Source organism: Mycobacterium sp. SMC-17 (assembly GCF_045310915.1).
In the GTDB taxonomy this organism is placed as follows: domain Bacteria; phylum Actinomycetota; class Actinomycetes; order Mycobacteriales; family Mycobacteriaceae; genus Mycobacterium.
Map to the genome: position 1 here is coordinate 21,726 of NZ_JBJIAK010000033.1, position 16,252 is coordinate 37,977.

The 16,252-nt window shown below is 62.8% G+C and carries 11 protein-coding genes and 1 pseudogene; 8 read left to right on the forward strand and 4 right to left on the reverse strand.

The features are described from left to right. Positions 1-6 precede the first annotated feature (6 nt). The 3 genes from ACJH7A_RS19995 to ACJH7A_RS20005 form a co-directional block, all read right to left on the reverse strand. Positions 7-2,070 (reverse strand): Mu transposase C-terminal domain-containing protein, encoded by a 2,064-nt coding sequence (locus ACJH7A_RS19995; protein ID WP_236746063.1) that lies wholly within the window; start codon positions 2,068-2,070, stop codon positions 7-9. Beyond that, positions 2,067-2,819: a TnsA-like heteromeric transposase endonuclease subunit gene (locus tag ACJH7A_RS20000; protein WP_406802601.1), complete on the reverse strand. Its 753-nt coding sequence runs from the start codon at positions 2,817-2,819 to the stop codon at positions 2,067-2,069. Before ACJH7A_RS20000 ends, ACJH7A_RS19995 begins: the two co-directional genes overlap by 4 nt. A 137-nt stretch (positions 2,820-2,956) precedes the next feature. After that, positions 2,957-4,102, reverse strand: coding sequence for a hypothetical protein (locus tag ACJH7A_RS20005; protein ID WP_131831928.1), 1,146 nt, complete (start codon positions 4,100-4,102; stop codon positions 2,957-2,959). Between the two features lie 939 nt (positions 4,103-5,041). Between ACJH7A_RS20005 and ACJH7A_RS20010 the strand changes: the two are divergent. Continuing rightward, a pseudogene (locus ACJH7A_RS20010) lies at positions 5,042-5,722 on the forward strand (TnsA-like heteromeric transposase endonuclease subunit); the annotation flags it as partial. A 129-nt stretch (positions 5,723-5,851) separates the two neighbouring features. Here ACJH7A_RS20010 and ACJH7A_RS20015 read toward each other — a convergent pair. After that, positions 5,852-6,999, reverse strand: a protein-coding gene (locus ACJH7A_RS20015; RefSeq protein ID WP_109557130.1) for an IS3 family transposase whose coding sequence is annotated in 2 segments (ribosomal slippage) — positions 5,852-6,732 and positions 6,732-6,999 — 1,149 coding nt in all. Because the reading frame shifts where the segments join, the coding sequence is not laid out codon by codon here. Positions 7,000-7,096: 97 nt separating this feature from the next. On the opposite strand from ACJH7A_RS20015, the gene ACJH7A_RS20020 reads away from it, so the two are divergent. The 7 genes from ACJH7A_RS20020 (at position 7,097) to brxC (ending at position 16,250) form a co-directional block, all read left to right on the forward strand. Next, positions 7,097-9,112 carry a Mu transposase C-terminal domain-containing protein gene (locus tag ACJH7A_RS20020; protein WP_074362046.1) on the forward strand — a complete coding sequence of 672 codons (2,016 nt, stop codon included), beginning with the start codon at positions 7,097-7,099 and terminating at the stop codon, positions 9,110-9,112. 13 nt (positions 9,113-9,125) lie between these two features. Continuing rightward, positions 9,126-10,130, forward strand: coding sequence for an ATP-binding protein (locus tag ACJH7A_RS20025; protein ID WP_236741111.1), 1,005 nt, complete (start codon positions 9,126-9,128; stop codon positions 10,128-10,130). A 110-nt stretch (positions 10,131-10,240) separates the two neighbouring features. After that, the gene (locus tag ACJH7A_RS20030) at positions 10,241-10,930 is read left to right on the forward strand and encodes a hypothetical protein (RefSeq protein WP_074304472.1); all 690 of its coding nucleotides are present in this window, start codon (positions 10,241-10,243) and stop codon (positions 10,928-10,930) included. 240 nt (positions 10,931-11,170) lie between these two features. Next, positions 11,171-11,359, forward strand: coding sequence for a helix-turn-helix domain-containing protein (locus ACJH7A_RS20035; protein WP_070917645.1), 189 nt, complete (start codon positions 11,171-11,173; stop codon positions 11,357-11,359). A gap of 126 nt (positions 11,360-11,485) precedes the next feature. Further along, entirely contained in the window at positions 11,486-12,241 is a 756-nt protein-coding gene (locus ACJH7A_RS20040) for a hypothetical protein (RefSeq protein ID WP_406774600.1), read from the forward strand. Continuing rightward, a complete protein-coding gene (locus ACJH7A_RS20045) occupies positions 12,238-12,795 on the forward strand; it encodes a BREX protein BrxB domain-containing protein (RefSeq protein ID WP_406774601.1) in 558 nt (185 codons plus the stop codon). The genes ACJH7A_RS20040 and ACJH7A_RS20045 overlap by 4 nt, the downstream gene beginning before the upstream one ends. Further along, positions 12,792-16,250: a BREX system P-loop protein BrxC gene (gene brxC / locus ACJH7A_RS20050; protein ID WP_406774602.1), complete on the forward strand. Its 3,459-nt coding sequence runs from the start codon at positions 12,792-12,794 to the stop codon at positions 16,248-16,250. Before ACJH7A_RS20045 ends, brxC begins: the two co-directional genes overlap by 4 nt. The last annotated feature ends 2 nt before the right edge of the window (positions 16,251-16,252 follow it).

Genomic DNA, 16,252 nt, shown 5'->3' on the forward strand with positions numbered 1-16,252 from the left:
TTCGAATCACCATGTGTCGGAATCCTTCTCGGCGTCGAATACGGGTAATGGGATCACGTCGGCGACATCGTCGTCTTCCTCCGGGGACAGCCGAGCCGTAGGCTGGTTCGCTGCTGGCGGCACTGTGGGTGGTAGTTCCGCCGCCGCCCGCGTCCGGGCGATGGCTCGGCGGTCCTTTGCGGTGCGGCGACGCCGAGTCGGCGGCTCAGGTGCCACGGACGCACGTCCCAAGAGGTCCTCGACTGCGGCCGTGATCGCCTCTTGCGAGGTTCGTCGCTCTCCTCGACTTGTCTCGAGTTGACGTGCATGCTCCCACAGTGACGACCCGAACGGCTGCGGTGCGGTATGGAGCTGCGTCCAGCAGGCCATCAGGTAGCCCTCGCCGTGGTGGTTGCGAACCCAAATGCGACTGACGTCGTAGGGGTCGTAGTGGACCTGCCACTGCGTGCCCTTGCCGGGTACCCCGGAGATCTCACCCCGCACAGCGTCCAAGCCATCGCTGTCGTAGGTCCGGTAGTCGATGGTGATGCCTGCGGCTGTCACCGTCCGGTACAGACTGGGTAGGAGTGCGATGTATTGGTCGGAGGTCAACGGCACGGGGATGTACCCGCTGACGGCGAGCATGGACGCGTACTTCTCGTTCGGGGTCAGCTTTCGGTGCGGGTTCAAGGGGTCCCGCAGTCCATCGTGGGGTCTGTTCTGCCAGGCGACGACGATCCATTCGTCCAGCAGATCCTGAAGCTCTTGCAGCGAGAAAACAGCATTCTGCTCGGCGTTCTTGCCTCGGTTTTCGACTGATGATCCGAGGTAGCCCGTGACGTATTGTGCGAAAAGGGTTTTGACCGATCCCAAGGTGCGTTCGACGATCGGCTTATCGGTGGGCTCGTCCTTGTGTGCAGGCTGCATGCTGATCCCGAGCGATCGGCATGCAGAGCGGAAAGTGCTCGACAGATAGACGGCGCCGTTGTCGTACACGATGTTCTCGGGAACGATGACGGGGCGGGCAGCAGCGTGCTCAAGTCTGTCATCGACAGACCGCATTGCGTGGTAGGGCAGGACCGAGTTCGACATTCGGACGGCATCGATCCACCCTGGCCGCATCGGTTCCGGCGTCATCGATTTCGCAACAAGAAGGGATGCGTCTACTGCCTTCGTTGTAGGTCGGAGAACCGCCGCGACGATTGTGCGCGTCGCAGCGTCGACGAGGCCCGTCAGCTCCACCCGGCCCCTCACCGACTCATCGAGCCGGATGCCGACATCGAACGGCGTGGTGTCGATCTGCATCCACTCACCGGGACGGCTCGCGACGACCTTACCGAACACGCCCTCCGGCTGATGGTTCTTCGTCTGCCGGGTTCGAGCGGATCCAGTGGCGTGGCGCGCCTGGGGGAGCTGTTTCATCAGCCGATGAAACGTGGTGTGAGAAGGCAGTTTCACCCCGTCGCCGAACTTGTCGACCACTCGCCGGTCCACGTGCCATTTCATGGCGATCTCTGTGCGCGTCGACTGCAGTTCGTTTTCGTTCAGCACCTCCAACAGCACGCCCACGTAGCGACTATCGACCCGCCGGTTTGGCGAGCGCCGGCGATGAAGACGGCCGTCAACGAGCCCGGCTACGCCGGATCGTTCGTAACGGCGACGGAGTTCCTGAAGATGCTTCAGGCCCAATGGGGTTCCAGCGGCTTCGAGTTCGGAGCATTTGTTGCGTTCTCGCTGTCCGAGTGATGTCGATCGAATGTCGTATCCGTTGCGCGGAGTGGTCAGCGGCGGTGAGCCGACTGGTATCCCGTCGACCATTTCGGAGATGTGGTGCTCAAGCCAGAGGACGCGCTGCTGGACCCGCGTCGGCAGTGCGGAGAAGTAGTCAGGTGGGATTGGGCGGCGACGAACGCTGGGGGATAGGACGTCGAATGAACTGTCCGCGAACAAGTCCGCAATCTTGACTGCTGCGAGCTGACCGTCCTCGCGACGTAGCTTCGCTATCATTCCGTCGATCGCCACCAGCTCGCAGAACTTGCCGTCGTAGCGACAAAAGTCGCCGATGGCGATTTTGGCGGGCTCAGCAGTCATCGTGTGGCCAACCGGATCAGCGTATGTTCACCGATCGGCGCCGAGTCGACATCGACGTCGATCTCGTGTGTCCAGAGCAGGTGATAGAGAGTGGGTAGTACCAATATCGGTTCACCCGCCGCGAGGGCGGCTGCGCCGATTGTCTTCGGGTTGTGGGCCAGTAGCGAGGTCAGGTCGCTAACGACGTCCTGCCGTCGATTTCGCGGGTTCCGGTAGCCGGCGAGCCAACGCAAGTTCGCGGCTCGGATCGGAGGCTGATCTCCAACACGGCGGTAGGTCCACCCAGCGCGCCCGCACAGCGCAATGGTCGATTCGAACGCCTCGCGAGCGTCATCGTCCACGAGTCGGTCTGGTCGAACATCCACGACTACGCCGTCGCCGGATCTGGCTCGGAGGAACACATCAGGAGTGTGCTGACGCTGCTTGCCTGCGGCGGAGAGGAAGCGGAAAGCGAAGGGCTGCACTGATATTCCAACGATATTTTGATCGAAGTCTGCCGCGATCAGGAAGTCACGTTCGACCCACGACTCGAATGAGATGTGCGACTCTGTGGTCGAGCACCACCACTCGCCGGTGAAGTTCTTCTGGCCCTTGTACGTCGAGGCTTTGCGGACCGGCGCACATTTCTCGAACTGTACCGACCACAGCTCGTCGACCGGAATTTGAGCGACAGGTTCACCCTCAGCGGGCCGATAGTCAATCAGCTCGCTGTTTCGAATCTGCGCCGCCGCGCGCCCATGGGTGGGCACGTCTCTGATCGTATGGCCGAGATCGGCGAACTACTCGTCCGACACGCCTGAATCGCCCGATATGGAGAGCCGCATCCAAATGACCGGCGATGCCCATCCACTGTCATGCTCCGCTGCCGCGGTGGCCCTCACCGGGCTCAGTCGGCGTTCTCCGCGAACCGATATTGCGGAGCCAGTACCTCTACGGCGTCTGCCACACCGTCGGGATAGTTGCGAGCTCGCTTGGGGTCTGGACGGGGGCCAACCGACTGTGCCTCGTATAGCGACACTGCAGCCTCAGTCATGCGAATTGCGTTTCCAAAGGAGTCGAGAGTGATCGCCAGCAGTGGCGTGTCGTCGAGTTCTTCGTCGTTGAGCACGTATCCCATCAGCCACTTGAATCCGTGAACGAACCCCGAGCCCAGTGAGTAGAAGCTCTTGGCGCTACGTGGGTGCATCACGGCGTCCAACTCGGCGTCAGCCTTGCGTGGCAGTTGCTCGTCCATCCAAATCTCCGCGCCTTCAACCAATTTGAGCGGTCCGCCACTTGGCCCAGTTATATGCTCGGCGGATAACGCCGCGATCTTGGCCTGCCGAGCAGCCACCCGTTCGCGCCGCTTCTCAAAGTTGGTCAGATCGACTTCCGCCAGTGGGTCTGTTCGTGCTGCCAGAGCCTCAGCCTCAAGCCTCTCGAACTCTTCTTGCCGGCCACGCTCAGCCTTGAGGAATCCGTAGCAGCGGCGAATTCGTTCTTCCGTGTCCGTCTCGGAAATCAGCCAGATGGTCTTGGCCGACGATTCCATCGCAATACGGCACAGCGCCGCCGTTGCCGACGTTCGGATTTGCCCCTGTGTGAGTGCCAGCGCAATGACCTCGGCCGCCGCCGCGAGATTTTCGCACGCGTTCATGGTCGGATAGAGCGCCGTCGAGCTAACCAGATTCGTTTCATCCTCGAGTGTGACTGCCACATCGTCGAATGCGAGGCGGCTCTCGCGATGGATCGGATTGGGCCGCAGACCCCACGACAGAAGATCTTTCGCTCGCTTGGCGCGTTCACCGATGAGCCCAAGAAACATCGCTCGCATGAGCCCGTGCGCGCCGTCCGGGTACGCAGCCTTGAGCTTGTCCCAATCCACCTCCGAGAAGTCAGGCCGCGAGGCGGGGCCGCCTGGAGCGGCCGGCGATGGCATTTTGATGCCGAAGGCCTCCGGACCGGGATCGGTCTCGGGAACCGTATGACGACGTTGCTTTTCGCGCTCTTGCCGGCGCCGCTTCGCCGCCATACGGTCACCACGCTTGGCCATCTGCCCGTCCTTCACCTATTCCGCCGCACAACAAGCCCTCACAATAGGTCTCGGCTCCGACAAGGCCACCGGCTAATACGACCCAAACCGTCACAGTGACTAAACGCGAGGGTGGCGGTTGATGTCATCATTGACAACGTGGTTAGACGCGTCAGCCTGATCCTGAGGGAAGCCGACGAAGCGGTGATATCCCCATACCTCAGTCAGGATTCGCCCGCGGCGGAAGCTCTGCGACGATGGACCGAGCGGCAAGGGTGGGTCCCAGCCGAAATTCCAACGGAAGCCGACGTGCTTCGTGCGCTGCTCAGGGCCGGGGCAGACGCACTGCATGAACAAGCCCTTGATGTTGGCTATGCCCAACTGGCCTCGGACTTTGATGATCTCTCTGCTGACGCGGATAGGCGTGCCGCCCGGGACCGCCCTGCGCAAAGGATCCAAGACAGCAATGAGTGCGGAGCGTAACCGCCATACGAGGGGGCTAATGGAGAAGCCCGGCCCGACTAATACGTCACAGTGACGAATTAGTCGGGCCACGCGGCCGCAGCGATCGAGGACGGTGCGGGGCGGACCGCGGGCGAAAGCTGATCACGCCATCGGCGCGGAAGCGTCACGAGATGCGACATCCAGTAGGCGAAGGAGTGGAAAGGATTATGCGCTGGTCCTCGAACGAGTGAAAAAGTCAGAGATCAACTGCAAAACGACAAAGAGATCGACGGTCTTGGTCCACCCTCGCGTACCAGGCGAAAGCCAAACGCCGATAATCGACATTATGTCAGTTACTCGAATAGTGGTCTGCCGTGGTCCGATGCTGCACCCGCCCCGGCCCTTGTCGGATGACAACCTATTTGAGACTTTGACACCCTAGTTGAGACTCAGTGACAGACAGTTGAGACTGTCGGGCCCGTCAGCTTGTCGTACCCCCGCAATATGGTCTGGCTCATGTCCAGTTGCACGTCCGTGGAGTCATCGGCAGATTCGTCGGCGCAGATCGGGATCGACACGGTCTCGTGGATCACCGCCGACGGGAACGAACGATCGGCTGCAGTGTCGCCCGCCTTGCTTCATGAGCATTTCCACCGAGCTCTGCCCTGGCGTTCCGGCGTCCAGTTTCAGAACCGGCTGAATCGGCATTCGCGGCAGTATTTCGCCTCGCAGCGCACGCATGTGTGGTGCGAATCAGGCTTGGAAGCCGAATCATTGCTGTCGCTGGACTTCGACGGCCTGGTTCGCCAGATCGCCTCGCAGCCCATGAAAATCAGCTTCGCCGACGGCTCGACCCACTTCCCTGACTTCTTCGCCACGCTCCGCAGCGGTGACCAGGTCCTCTATGACGTCAAACCATCGGGTCGCATGACCGATGCGACGGTCGAGCAGTTCGCGAAGACGGCGGACGTGTGTCGCACGGTCGGCTGGAAGCATCAGGTGCTGCACGAATTGCACCCGACCAAGCTGCGCAATCTCGAATGGCTTCGTGCAGCACGGCATACGCGTTATCACCCAACGCAGCCCGAGCTTGACCGGTTGGTCGCGGTGTTCGCCGACGGATGCACATTCCGCGACGGAGCGCTCAAAGCCGATCTCAAGCGACCGTATATTGCAGCCGCACATATTCGACATCTGCTGTGGCACAGGCATTTACGCACTGATTTTGACCAGGTTATTACCGAGTCGAGCCTACTTGAAAGCGTCCATGGCGAGTCCCCGATTCTGAGTCCACCCGGAATTAGAGTCGGGTTTGTTGATCCAGATTCAGTTGATTTCGCAGGCCATCGGGGTGTGACTGCACGTACAGACGGCAGCGTACTCGGCGGGTGTTCGGTAGCCCAGCGCCGAGTGCCGGTGCCGCAGGTTGTGGTCAGCCTTGAAGTCCCCGATCACCACTCGGGCCTCCATCAGGGTGTTCCAGTGATTGCGGTTGAGGCACTCCTTGCGTAGTCGGTTGTTGAACGATTCGATGTAGCCGTTGTTCCACGGCGTGCCCGGCGGGATGTAGGACAACCCGACCTTGCCGTCGCAAAACTGTTGCAGCGCAGCCGAAATGAACTCAGGGCCGTTGTCCATCCGCAACACCATCGGCGGCCCGCCGGCCGCGGCGAACACCTTCTCCAACTCGGCCACCAGTCGCTGCGCGGTGATCGACCGCTCGACGATGTTCAGCAGCGACTCACGGGTGTGCTCGTCAAGCATCGACGCGATCTTGATGGCCTTGCCGTCGACGGTGGAGTCGAACTGAAAATCGATGGCCCACACCACCTTCGGCGCATCCGCGATGACCTCCGGTGGGCACGATGACACCCCCGACCGCTTGCGCGGCGAGGTGACCTTCACCTGCAGACCTTCCTCGCGCCAAAGCCGGTGGATCTTCTTCTTGTTCACCTCACGGCGCTCGTCGTACCGCAACGCCGCCCAGGCACGCCGGAACCCATGACACGGGTGTTTGGTGGCGTACGAGCGCAACCAAACCCGCATATCGGCGTCCGGATCGGACGGGGTCAGCGCCATCGGCAGGTTTCTGTAAGTGGAGCGGGCCAGCCCAACGGCCTTGCACGCCAACCGTTCCGACATGCTCAAGGTGTCCTTGAGCATGTCCACGGCGCGGCGCTTGGCAGCTGGGCTCAGAATTTTCCCTTCGCAACCTCCCGCAACGCGTCCTTCTCCAGCTCAGCCTCGGCCAACAGCCGCTTGAGGCGGGCGTTCTGCTCGCGCAGCTCCTTGAGCTCGCGGGCGGCGTCGGTGTCCATCCCGCCGTAGGCGCGGCGCCAGTTGTACAACGTCGCCGGCGATACGCCCAGCTCGGCGGCGATCTCCTCGCCAGTCTTGCCCTCGGCAGCCAACTCGTCCGCGCGGCGCAACTTGCGCACGATGTCCTCCGCGGAATGCCGCTTGCGTCCAGCCATGTATCTCATCGTCCCTTCTCGGCCCGAAACCGGGCCACGGGACTCTAAAACACGCTGGACTCATTCACAGGGAACACGCCATCCACAAGGGAGAACCATGCAACTGCGGAGCGTGAATCTCGGAGATATCGTCACCTGGGATGGCTGCGACTGGATAGTCGACGCCCACGGTGAGCGTGGTACGCGTCTGAACCCCGTGGCAAGCGGCTCGCCCGTCTGGGTCGATCTCGCGACGATCTCCCAGGAAGAGTCCTTCGAGCATCATCATGCAGACACCGAGCATGCCCGGGCGGCGCGCAACCGCGTTGAGCTCGCAATGCTTGCGTCGGAAGTTCGTCAGGATGTCCTGTTCTGGCTGCAACACGTGAACGAGGTGCAGTCCGGCCTGATCGATCCACACGACCCGGATGCCCAGCCGCGTGACGGCTACGGCCCAGAGACGACCCTTGAAGAACGCGTGCAGCGCAAGCTTGCTGAACTCGATGCCGCGGGAATCAAAACGTCGCGGCCAAGCCTGTTCCGGAAAGTCGCCAAGTACCGAACGGAAGGTATCGCCGGGCTCGTCGACCGGCGGCTCCTGCGCCGTCAGGAACCACGGCGAATCGCACCTGAGATCGAGGAAGCCGCTCAGCGTGTCATCGCTGATCATCTCGGTGCAACCAGCCGCGATGTCCTCTATTTCATAGATAAGGTCAAACATCTTGTCCGCCAGGACAATCCGGGGAAAGACGTCAACTGGCCAAGTGACCGCACGATACGACGTTGGCTTACCCCGATGCTGGAAGCAGCCGGCCTGACCAAGACCGCCAGTCACCGCCGATCAGAATCGAACCGGCCAAACCGAGCATTCCAGCCGATCCTCGCTTTCTACCCAGGGCAATACGTCGAGATCGATTCGAACACCCTCGACATCGAAACCGCGATGCCCGACGGCAAGATCATCCGCCCCTACATGACCGCTGCGGTCGACGTCTATTCCGGGAGCGTTGCCGGCTTCCACATTCACGCCGGTGCGCCATCGTCTACCGACCACACCGTGCTTTTCGCTCGGATCGCTGCACCACGTCGTGCCATTGATCGCATGAATCCGGCACTGTGGCTGTCGAATTCGAAGACGCTCCCTTCGAGTGAAATGATCGCGATGGGACAGGCCGCCGGGGATGCTCCGGCGATGCCGTTCATTTCCATCGAGACGCTGACTATGGACCGCGGCAAAGACTTTCTGGCCAGCCGGGTCGCCGCAGAAATGCTCGGGTGGAGCGTCGTGGACGCACCACCGCATTCTCCGACGGCGAAGCCTCATGTCGAGCGGTTCTTCAAGAGCATGAACAGCCTGTTCCTGTCGCGCCTGGATGCCTACGTCGGCAACTCCCCTGACCATCGTGGCCGCAACCCGCGCGCACCAATACCTTTCACGCAGCTGGTCGACGGCATGTGGTCGTTCATCGTCACCGTCTATCAGAATCGTCCGCACAAGGGACTGGTGCTTCGCGAACATCCGGGACGGACGTTTACGCCGAACCAGATGTACTCGGCGACCTTCGACGCCAGCGCCGGTATCCCGATCCCGATCTCCCAGTCCGACTACATCTCACTGATGCCCCGGCACGACCGGACTTTCCAATCAGACGGCATCCACCTGAGCAACGAGATCTACGACTCCCCCGATCTCAACGAAGTCCGGGGACGGCCAGGCAAGCACGAGATTCGTCAAGATCCCTATGACACAGAACGGATCTGGGTTCGCCACCCCGACAACGGTGAATGGATCACTTGCTTCGCGCGATCAATTCGGCTCGCCGCCCTGCCTTTCGGTACGAGCACCACCGCGAGCCTCTCCGCGACGGCCCAGGCGGACGATCCGCACACTCAGTGGGCGCAGGACTTCCTCGACGCCGAATCTCATCGTGTGAAAGCGACACGCTCTGGCACCGACAAGGGCACACAAAGGACCTCGTCGGGCAAAGCCGCGCAGAAGAAGGCCACAAAGAGTGCTGCCGAACGTGCTAATCGCAAACGTGACCCGCTCCCCCGCCCAGCAGCTGTCGAACCAATGCAGCTTCCGACTGCCGTGCCGGTGCGTGAACACCCCGACGACTATACGGTTGCATGAAAGGCCAAAGACGATGATCCACAACGCATTTGCGACACCTGGCCGCAAGACAACCTTGGAAGGGCTGCGTCAGCGGATCGATAACCGCATCATCCGGCCGGACGTCCTTAGCCGCACCGACTTCGACCGGTGCACCGAAGCTGAACAGGTTCTCTATGACGACCAGCGGCTGCAATGGTTCAGCAACGGACTGATCGTGAGGACCCCAGCGCTGCGGCGACTGACCATGACCGGATTATCACTACTGCGCGTCCATGACCCCAGCACCGTGGGTGAGCGTGGCATCGTCCTGACCGGCCCGCCACACATCGGGAAAACCACTGCATTGATCCGCCTCGCTGCCGAAGTCGAGCAGTGGGCAGGCAAACGCGCGCCCGACTTCCGGGAGACCGGACGTGCACCCGTGGCCTACATCGAAATGGAGCCGAAGGCATCCCCGAAGTCGATCGCCAGCTCGATCCTCAACTTCTACGGGATCCCGCATAACTTCAAGTCCGCCACGCAACACCAGCTCACCGATCAGGCTCTCGACGCTCTGCGTCGGCGACACACCCAGATGCTGATCATCGACGAGCTTCAGATGCTCAAACTCGACGGCAAGACCGGTGACGATGCGGTCAACTCCTTGAAGACGATCATGAACGACTCGGGGGCGATCTGCGTATTCGCCGGCGTCGACCTGCTCGAAGGACTCTCCAGCCGGCCAGCAGAGCAAATCATGGCCAGATGCCAAGTGACACAGATGCGTCCATTCCTCAGCAGCGACGACACCTCACGCGGTCACTGGGCCTCGCTGGTCAACTCACTCGGCGACGCAATGCATTTGCTCGATGCCGAACCCGCTCATCTCGCCCCCTACGCCGACATCCTGCTGACGATGACTGGAGGAAAAATCGGCGACCTTCGAAGCATTCTTGCCCTCGCGATGGCGAACGCGATCACCGACCGTGATGACACTGGCAGCGAGATCATCACGCAGGAGCACCTTGTCGGGGTCGGGCAGATCGGCGTTGCATGAATCTCGACGAGCTGCCACGCCAGTCAGTGCCCGTCCGCCCGGTTCACCTCGAGACCCCTGGGTCGTATTTCACGCGGCTATGCACAGCGAATTCAATCGACCGTCCGTGGATGGAAACGATTGTCCGACAACGACGGCGCACCGGAGGCTGCGGTGCGCGCGAACTCGGAGTCATGATTTCCGAATTGGGTGGACCCGAACCTGGAAGATTCGAATCAGCGCACGCATGGGCGCTCATCGGGCACCGGAACCTCCGCGGCCCCTGGGACAAGCAGTCCACCAGCGGCACCGCATGCCTGTCATGCACCGCCGGCACAGCGGTAGCGACCTACCCCCACATCCGATTCGCCTTTTGCCGTCGGCACGGCCAATGGTTAGGCAAACTTCAACGCGCTGCCGTCCTCGACGCCGACCTCTGGAAGGCCGAGCAGGCCCTGCGCCGCATGGTCCGATCAGGGGACGTAACCCGGGAGCTGTACGAAGGCACCTGGGACGCCGTACGCGACCATGCGTACATGATTGGTGAGAACGCCCAGCCAGAAAGACTCCGGCGAGCTCTTGACCAACCCAAATTCACCGTCGGTACCGATGACCGGATCGCTCTGTTCCCGCAGACCGTGCTGGCGCTTCGCGCCGTGACTCGACCTCAACTGATCACCTTGGCCAATCAAGGCAGCCGCAAGCGGCACGAGGTCAGAAGCGCCCTGACTGACAGTCTCGATTGGGCTGGAGACGACCGATGGTTGCTGGTCAAGAATCTGCAGGAACTGCTTCAATCACACGTCCGCAGTGTGGCTTGACTATCGCACTCCTCGGCGCCGCAACTTTCCGAGTCCCCTGGGGACCTGCTGAATCGGCGCGGATCACCGGCTCCTGGTCCGTGGACTTCATCGGCTTCTCGTCCGTTGCGGTGTAACCCACCCAGTCACACCCGGCTCGATTAGGCCACGCCCGGAAAAACCCAGTTAAAACGGCCCGACCTCCGATAAGCTCTGAGGCCGTTGACCTGCCCGGGTCACGCTGTCCGAGGGAGGATCGACGTGGCTGAGCCGTGGCTGTCCGCAGACGACATCGCCGCACACCTCGGGATCACCAAGGACACCGTGTACACCTGGATCGCTGAGAAAGCCATGCCGGCCCACAAGGTTGGGCGCCTCTGGAAGTTCCAAGCAAGCGAGATCGACGACTGGGTGCGCCGTGGCGGTGCGGCGGGGGAAGGCGTCTCATGACTGCTCAATGTCAGTGGCTCCTGCTGCAATGACACCCGGGATGGAGTGCATCGCATCGGGCAGTCGAGATGCGGAGCTGTGGACTGATGGCGCCGTGTGCGTGTGGGGAAGGAGAAATACCGAGAGATGACGAGTTCCCGTATCGCTGAGAGCGATTCAGTCCTCGGCACGCTGCGGACAACTGCGAGCCATACGATCGGCATCCCCCACCTGGTTGAGCTTCTGCGCGAGGTGCCGTCGGATGCGCCCGCCGAGCGGTACCGCGAGGCGGTCGTAGAAGGCAACGTCCTCGGCCGTCCAACTCAGGCCGGTCGGCAGCGTTCGTTCCGCCATCTCCGCGAGCTGTACTTCTTAGACCCTGGCCGCTCGGAGTTCGCGGCGCTGCGGCACTTCTGGAACATCGACCCCTCGTCGCGCTCGCTCCTTGCGGGGCTTCTGGCCTTCACCCGTGACGAGGTGCTTCGCGCTTCGTTCGCCGCGATTTCGGACCTCCCTGCGGGTTCGAGCGTGACGTCGGCAGACCTAACCGAAGCTGTTGCCGGACAGTTCGGCCACGAAATGTCGGCGTCGACGCTGGCGAAGACTGGTCGCAACACCGGGGCTTGCTGGACCCAGACCGGCCACCTCGCGGGTCGCGCCAAGAAGGTGCGGACCGAAGTGGAAGCCCGCCCGGCGGCCATCGCCTACGCGGCATACCTGGGGCACCTCGCCGGCGGGCGTGGCCTCGGCGTTCTCGACAACCCTTGGTCGCAGATCCTCGAACTCGCACATGGCCACTCCTTGGAGGCGCTGCGGGACGCGCACACCCAGGGACTCGTCGACCTCCTCGTCGCAGGCAACGTCATCGATGTATCGTTCCCCGCCGTAGGTGGTGCTGGATGAGCCCAGTCGCCGATCTTGTCGATGCGTACAAAGCCGAGTTGTCCCTAACGTGGCAGGACAACGTCTCAGGCGGTGAGCGCGTCTGGATGCTGGTCTACCCGCCTGACCTGGAACGCCGGATGCGGCACGCTCTTCCGAGCATGGAGTTGACGACAACCCAGGCGGGCCGCGACTGGCTCGTCGTTGACGTCAGCGATGACTTTGGGCGCTGGCTGTCTTCGCATCGGCATGCGGAGGCGTTCTACGAGGAGCCGAGCGATCTCACGCAGTCGATCCTCGACCAGTTCGAGACGACATTGGTCACGCGCATCCGCGATGCCCTCGAAGCGGCTCCCACGAATGCCGTCGTGGCACTGGTGGGGATCGGTTCGATCTATCCGTTCCTCCGGGCATCGAGCGTGATCAAGTCCGTCGATTCCGCTGTGACTGGCCGCCTCCTCGTTCTCTTTCCTGGGCTTCACGACTCGGAGACTCATTCATTCCGCTTGCTCGACGCGCGCGACGGGTTCAACTACCGCGCCCGCGTCATCGATCCGCAGAAGGACATCTCGTGACGATCAACAACGATCTTTTCGTGCGGCCCCCGCTGAGCTTCGAAATTCCGAACGACGGTGTCACCAATGTCGACCGTCCCGAAGACTCCAACCAGTGGGATGTCCTCAAGTACGAATTGGAAAGCTTTGTCTGCGAGGGCGAGTATGAGCACGGTCTCCAGCGCATCCTCGACTCCTACACCGGTCACCGGAACCGAACGACACAGCCTGCTGTCTGGGTTTCGGGGTTCTACGGCAGCGGTAAGTCCCACCTAGTCCGCGTTCTGCAGCACCTGTGGGCCGACACGAAGTTCCCGAACGGCGCGACTGCGCGAGGGCTGGCCAACACCTCGCAAGGCATCCAAGACCAATTGACCGAGCTGACGACGCTCGGCCGCCGAGATGGCGCCGCCCCGTGGGCGGCCGCAGGAGCGCTTGACCGCAGCGGCGACACCCTCAACTCGGTGTTTCTCTCCATCGTCCTCGGGGCAGCTGGGCTGCCCACGCGTGTCGCGCCCGCTCAAGTGGCATTGTGGCTGGCCGACAACGGGCACCTTGACGCTGTCCGCGAGCACATCGTGGCCGATGGCGGCGACATCATCGAGGAACTGGCCGAGTATCACCTCAGCAGGCAGCTGGCGAACGCCATCCTCGCGGTCGATCCGGAGTTTGCGAGCTCGGCGAAGGATGTGCGCGGCCAGCTGAGCAGCCAGTTCCCGACGAGCGCACGCTCATTCTCCACGGATGAGACGGTCGAACTACTCAAGAAGATCCTTCAATACGCCGGCGACGGACACATTCCGCCGTCGCTGATCGTCCTCGACGAGGTGCAGCAGTACATCAGCGGCGACGGCGGCCGAGCTATGGAGGTTCAAAACCTCGTCGAGTCGGTGTCTCGCGAACTCGACGGTCGGGTACTACTCGTGGCAACGGGCCAGCAAGAGTTGACGGCCGACTCGACGCTCCAGAAGATCCAGGACCGCTTCACCGTCAAGGTCGTCCTCAAGAACCAGGACGTCGACGCCGTCGTCCGCCGTGTGCTGCTCAGCAAGGAGCCCGCGAAGAAGTCCGGTCTCGACACCACGTTGGCGTCGGTCGCCGGGCAGATTTCCCGGCAGCTCATCGGCAGCAAGATCCAGCACACCGCCGCTGACGACAAGGACCTCGCCGAAGACTACCCGCTGCTCCCGGTGCGTCGTCGGTTCTGGGAAAGCGTGCTCCGCCAGGCCGACGCCGGCCGCGCCGGGCAATTGCGTTCCCAGCTCCGCATCGTCCACGAGGCGAACCGCATGGTCGCTCCTGAATCCGTCGGCACGGCGGTCGGTGCCGACTTCCTCTACACACAGAAAAACGAAGACTTGAACGGCGCAGGGCTGCTCCTCAAGGAGACGCAGACGCTGATCCACGAGCAGGGACAGAAGGACGACCTGCGGGGGCGCATCCTCGGCCTCATCCACCTCATCGGTCTGCTGCCGACGTCCGGGCACGGCGACATTGGCGTGCGCGCCACGGCAGACCACCTCGTGGATCTGTTAGTCGAAGACCTTGCCCACGACGGGGACCGACTCCGGCAGAAAGTCCCCACAGTGCTCGAAGCGCTCGCCGCAGAGGGCATTCTTCAACAGGACGGCGAGGAGTTCCGTCTTCAGACCAAGGCGGGCCGCGAGTGGGACGAAGCTTTCCGCAGGCACCACGCGCAAGTGACCGACAGCGAGGTGAGCACCGAGCGCGACTCCCTGCTGCTCGCGGAGGTCAATCGGGCTCTGCCCGCGACTATCCAGCAGGGTCGCGCCAAGGAGTCGCGCAAGCTCGCCCTTCACGCCGACCCGTCGCTCCCGCCGGACTCCGAGGCGATCCCAGTGTGGCTGCGCTCCGAGTGGGACGAAGGTATCACCGCGAAGCAGTTCGACGAGGCCGCCCGAAGCCTCGGCGTCGACTCGCCGATCGTCCTCGTTCACCTCCCCCGTCTCCAGGCTCCCGCCTTCGCCGCAGCGGTCCGCAACAAGCTCGCTGCGCAACGGGTGATCGACCAGCAAGGAATTCCGCAGGACGACGAGGGCAGGCAGGCCCGGAGCGCAATGCAGACGCGCCTCAACCGGGCGACAGACCAGGTGAACGCATACGTCCGCGATGTCATCTCCAAGGCGAACGTTCTACTTGGCGGCGGGACGACACCAAGCGGAGTCACCCTGCGCGAGGGGATCGAGGCAGGCGCGCAGGCCGCTGCGACACGGCTCTTCCCACGGTTCACCGAGGCTGACGACAACCGGTGGCCGCAAGTCATCGCCCGGGTGAAGTCCGGATCGGCGGTGGACGCCCTCAAAGCAGTCCAATACGACGGCGACCCTGAGCAGCACCGCGTCGTCAAGGAGGTACTCAATCGCATCGGCCCAGCGGGGACTGCAGCTAGTGACGTCGAAAAGGCCGTCACCTCGAAGCCCCTCGGCTGGCCGAGGGACGCGCTCATGGCCGCCCTCGGGGTGCTCCTCGACACCGGGGTGATTCGAGCGACGCTCAACGGAAGCGACGCGACTACTGCCGACGTACTGAAGCAAACCCGTCTCGGCAATGTGCAGCTTCGTCGTGAAGTGACAGTTCTCAAGCCCGCTGAGAAGATTCAGGCGCGCCAGCTGCTGAGCAACCTCGGCTTTTCGACCGACAACGATGGGCTCGTCTCAGCGGTCGAGCAGGCCGTCAAGTCGCTCGTCGACCGCGCGAAGGACGTAAGCGGACCCGCTCCGCGCCCGGACATCGCTGTCCCAGGCAACATCCAGGTGATCGTGAGCACCTCGGGCAACGACCGTGTGCACGCCCTTCTCGCTGCGAAGAGTGACCTGACGAGCTTCAACGAGCGGCTGGGGGACCTGGAACGGAGGCTCAAGAGCCGGACACCCTCGCTCGAGTTGGCGCGTTCGCTTGCGACGTCGGCTGCGGGCCTGGTGCCGGCGTCGGCGGCCCGTGACCGGCTCGACGCGCTGGCCGCGAGCCGCGATCTACTCGCCGACGCCGACCCCGTCGCCCCGATCGTCAAGGACCTCGCCGACACACTTCGCGATGCCATCCACGAAGCAGCAGTTGCGTTGCGTGATGCCCGCGCGACGGCTGTGGCGAGCCTCGCACAGCAGCCCGCGTGGACGGCTCTCGACGAGGCGCAGCGCGAGGCGCTCCTGGCGGAACACCACCTCGGAGCCGAGCCCGAGCCCAACCTTGCCGATCCGTCGGCCGTTCTGGTGGCCGCGCAGGCCCGGCCGCTCCAGGGGTGGACCGCTGAACTAGACGCAATCCCACAGCGGTCCTCTCGGGCGCTGGAGGCGGCGATCCGACTCACGACGCCTGCAGCCAAGACAACCACGGTGCGGGTGTCGACGGCGAGCCTGAACAACGTGGACGAGATCGAACGGTTCATCGATGACCTGCGCAGTCAGCTTCTCGACGCTCTGAACAGCGGCAACGACACTGTCGTGGTGAAGGGCTGACC

Bases quoted from the DNA above. Each gene is read 5' to 3' on its own strand.
- ACJH7A_RS19995 (WP_236746063.1), bottom strand. From the start codon at position 2,070: ATGACTGCTGAGCCCGCCAAAATCGCCATCGGCGACTTTTGTCGCTAC.
- ACJH7A_RS20005 (WP_131831928.1), bottom strand. From the start codon at position 4,102: ATGGCCAAGCGTGGTGACCGTATGGCGGCGAAGCGGCGCCGGCAAGAG.
- ACJH7A_RS20020 (WP_074362046.1), top strand. From the start codon at position 7,097: ATGCAACTGCGGAGCGTGAATCTCGGAGATATCGTCACCTGGGATGGC.
- ACJH7A_RS20025 (WP_236741111.1), top strand. From the start codon at position 9,126: ATGATCCACAACGCATTTGCGACACCTGGCCGCAAGACAACCTTGGAA.
- ACJH7A_RS20030 (WP_074304472.1), top strand. From the start codon at position 10,241: ATGGAAACGATTGTCCGACAACGACGGCGCACCGGAGGCTGCGGTGCG.
- ACJH7A_RS20040 (WP_406774600.1), top strand. From the start codon at position 11,486: ATGACGAGTTCCCGTATCGCTGAGAGCGATTCAGTCCTCGGCACGCTG.
- ACJH7A_RS20045 (WP_406774601.1), top strand. From the start codon at position 12,238: ATGAGCCCAGTCGCCGATCTTGTCGATGCGTACAAAGCCGAGTTGTCC.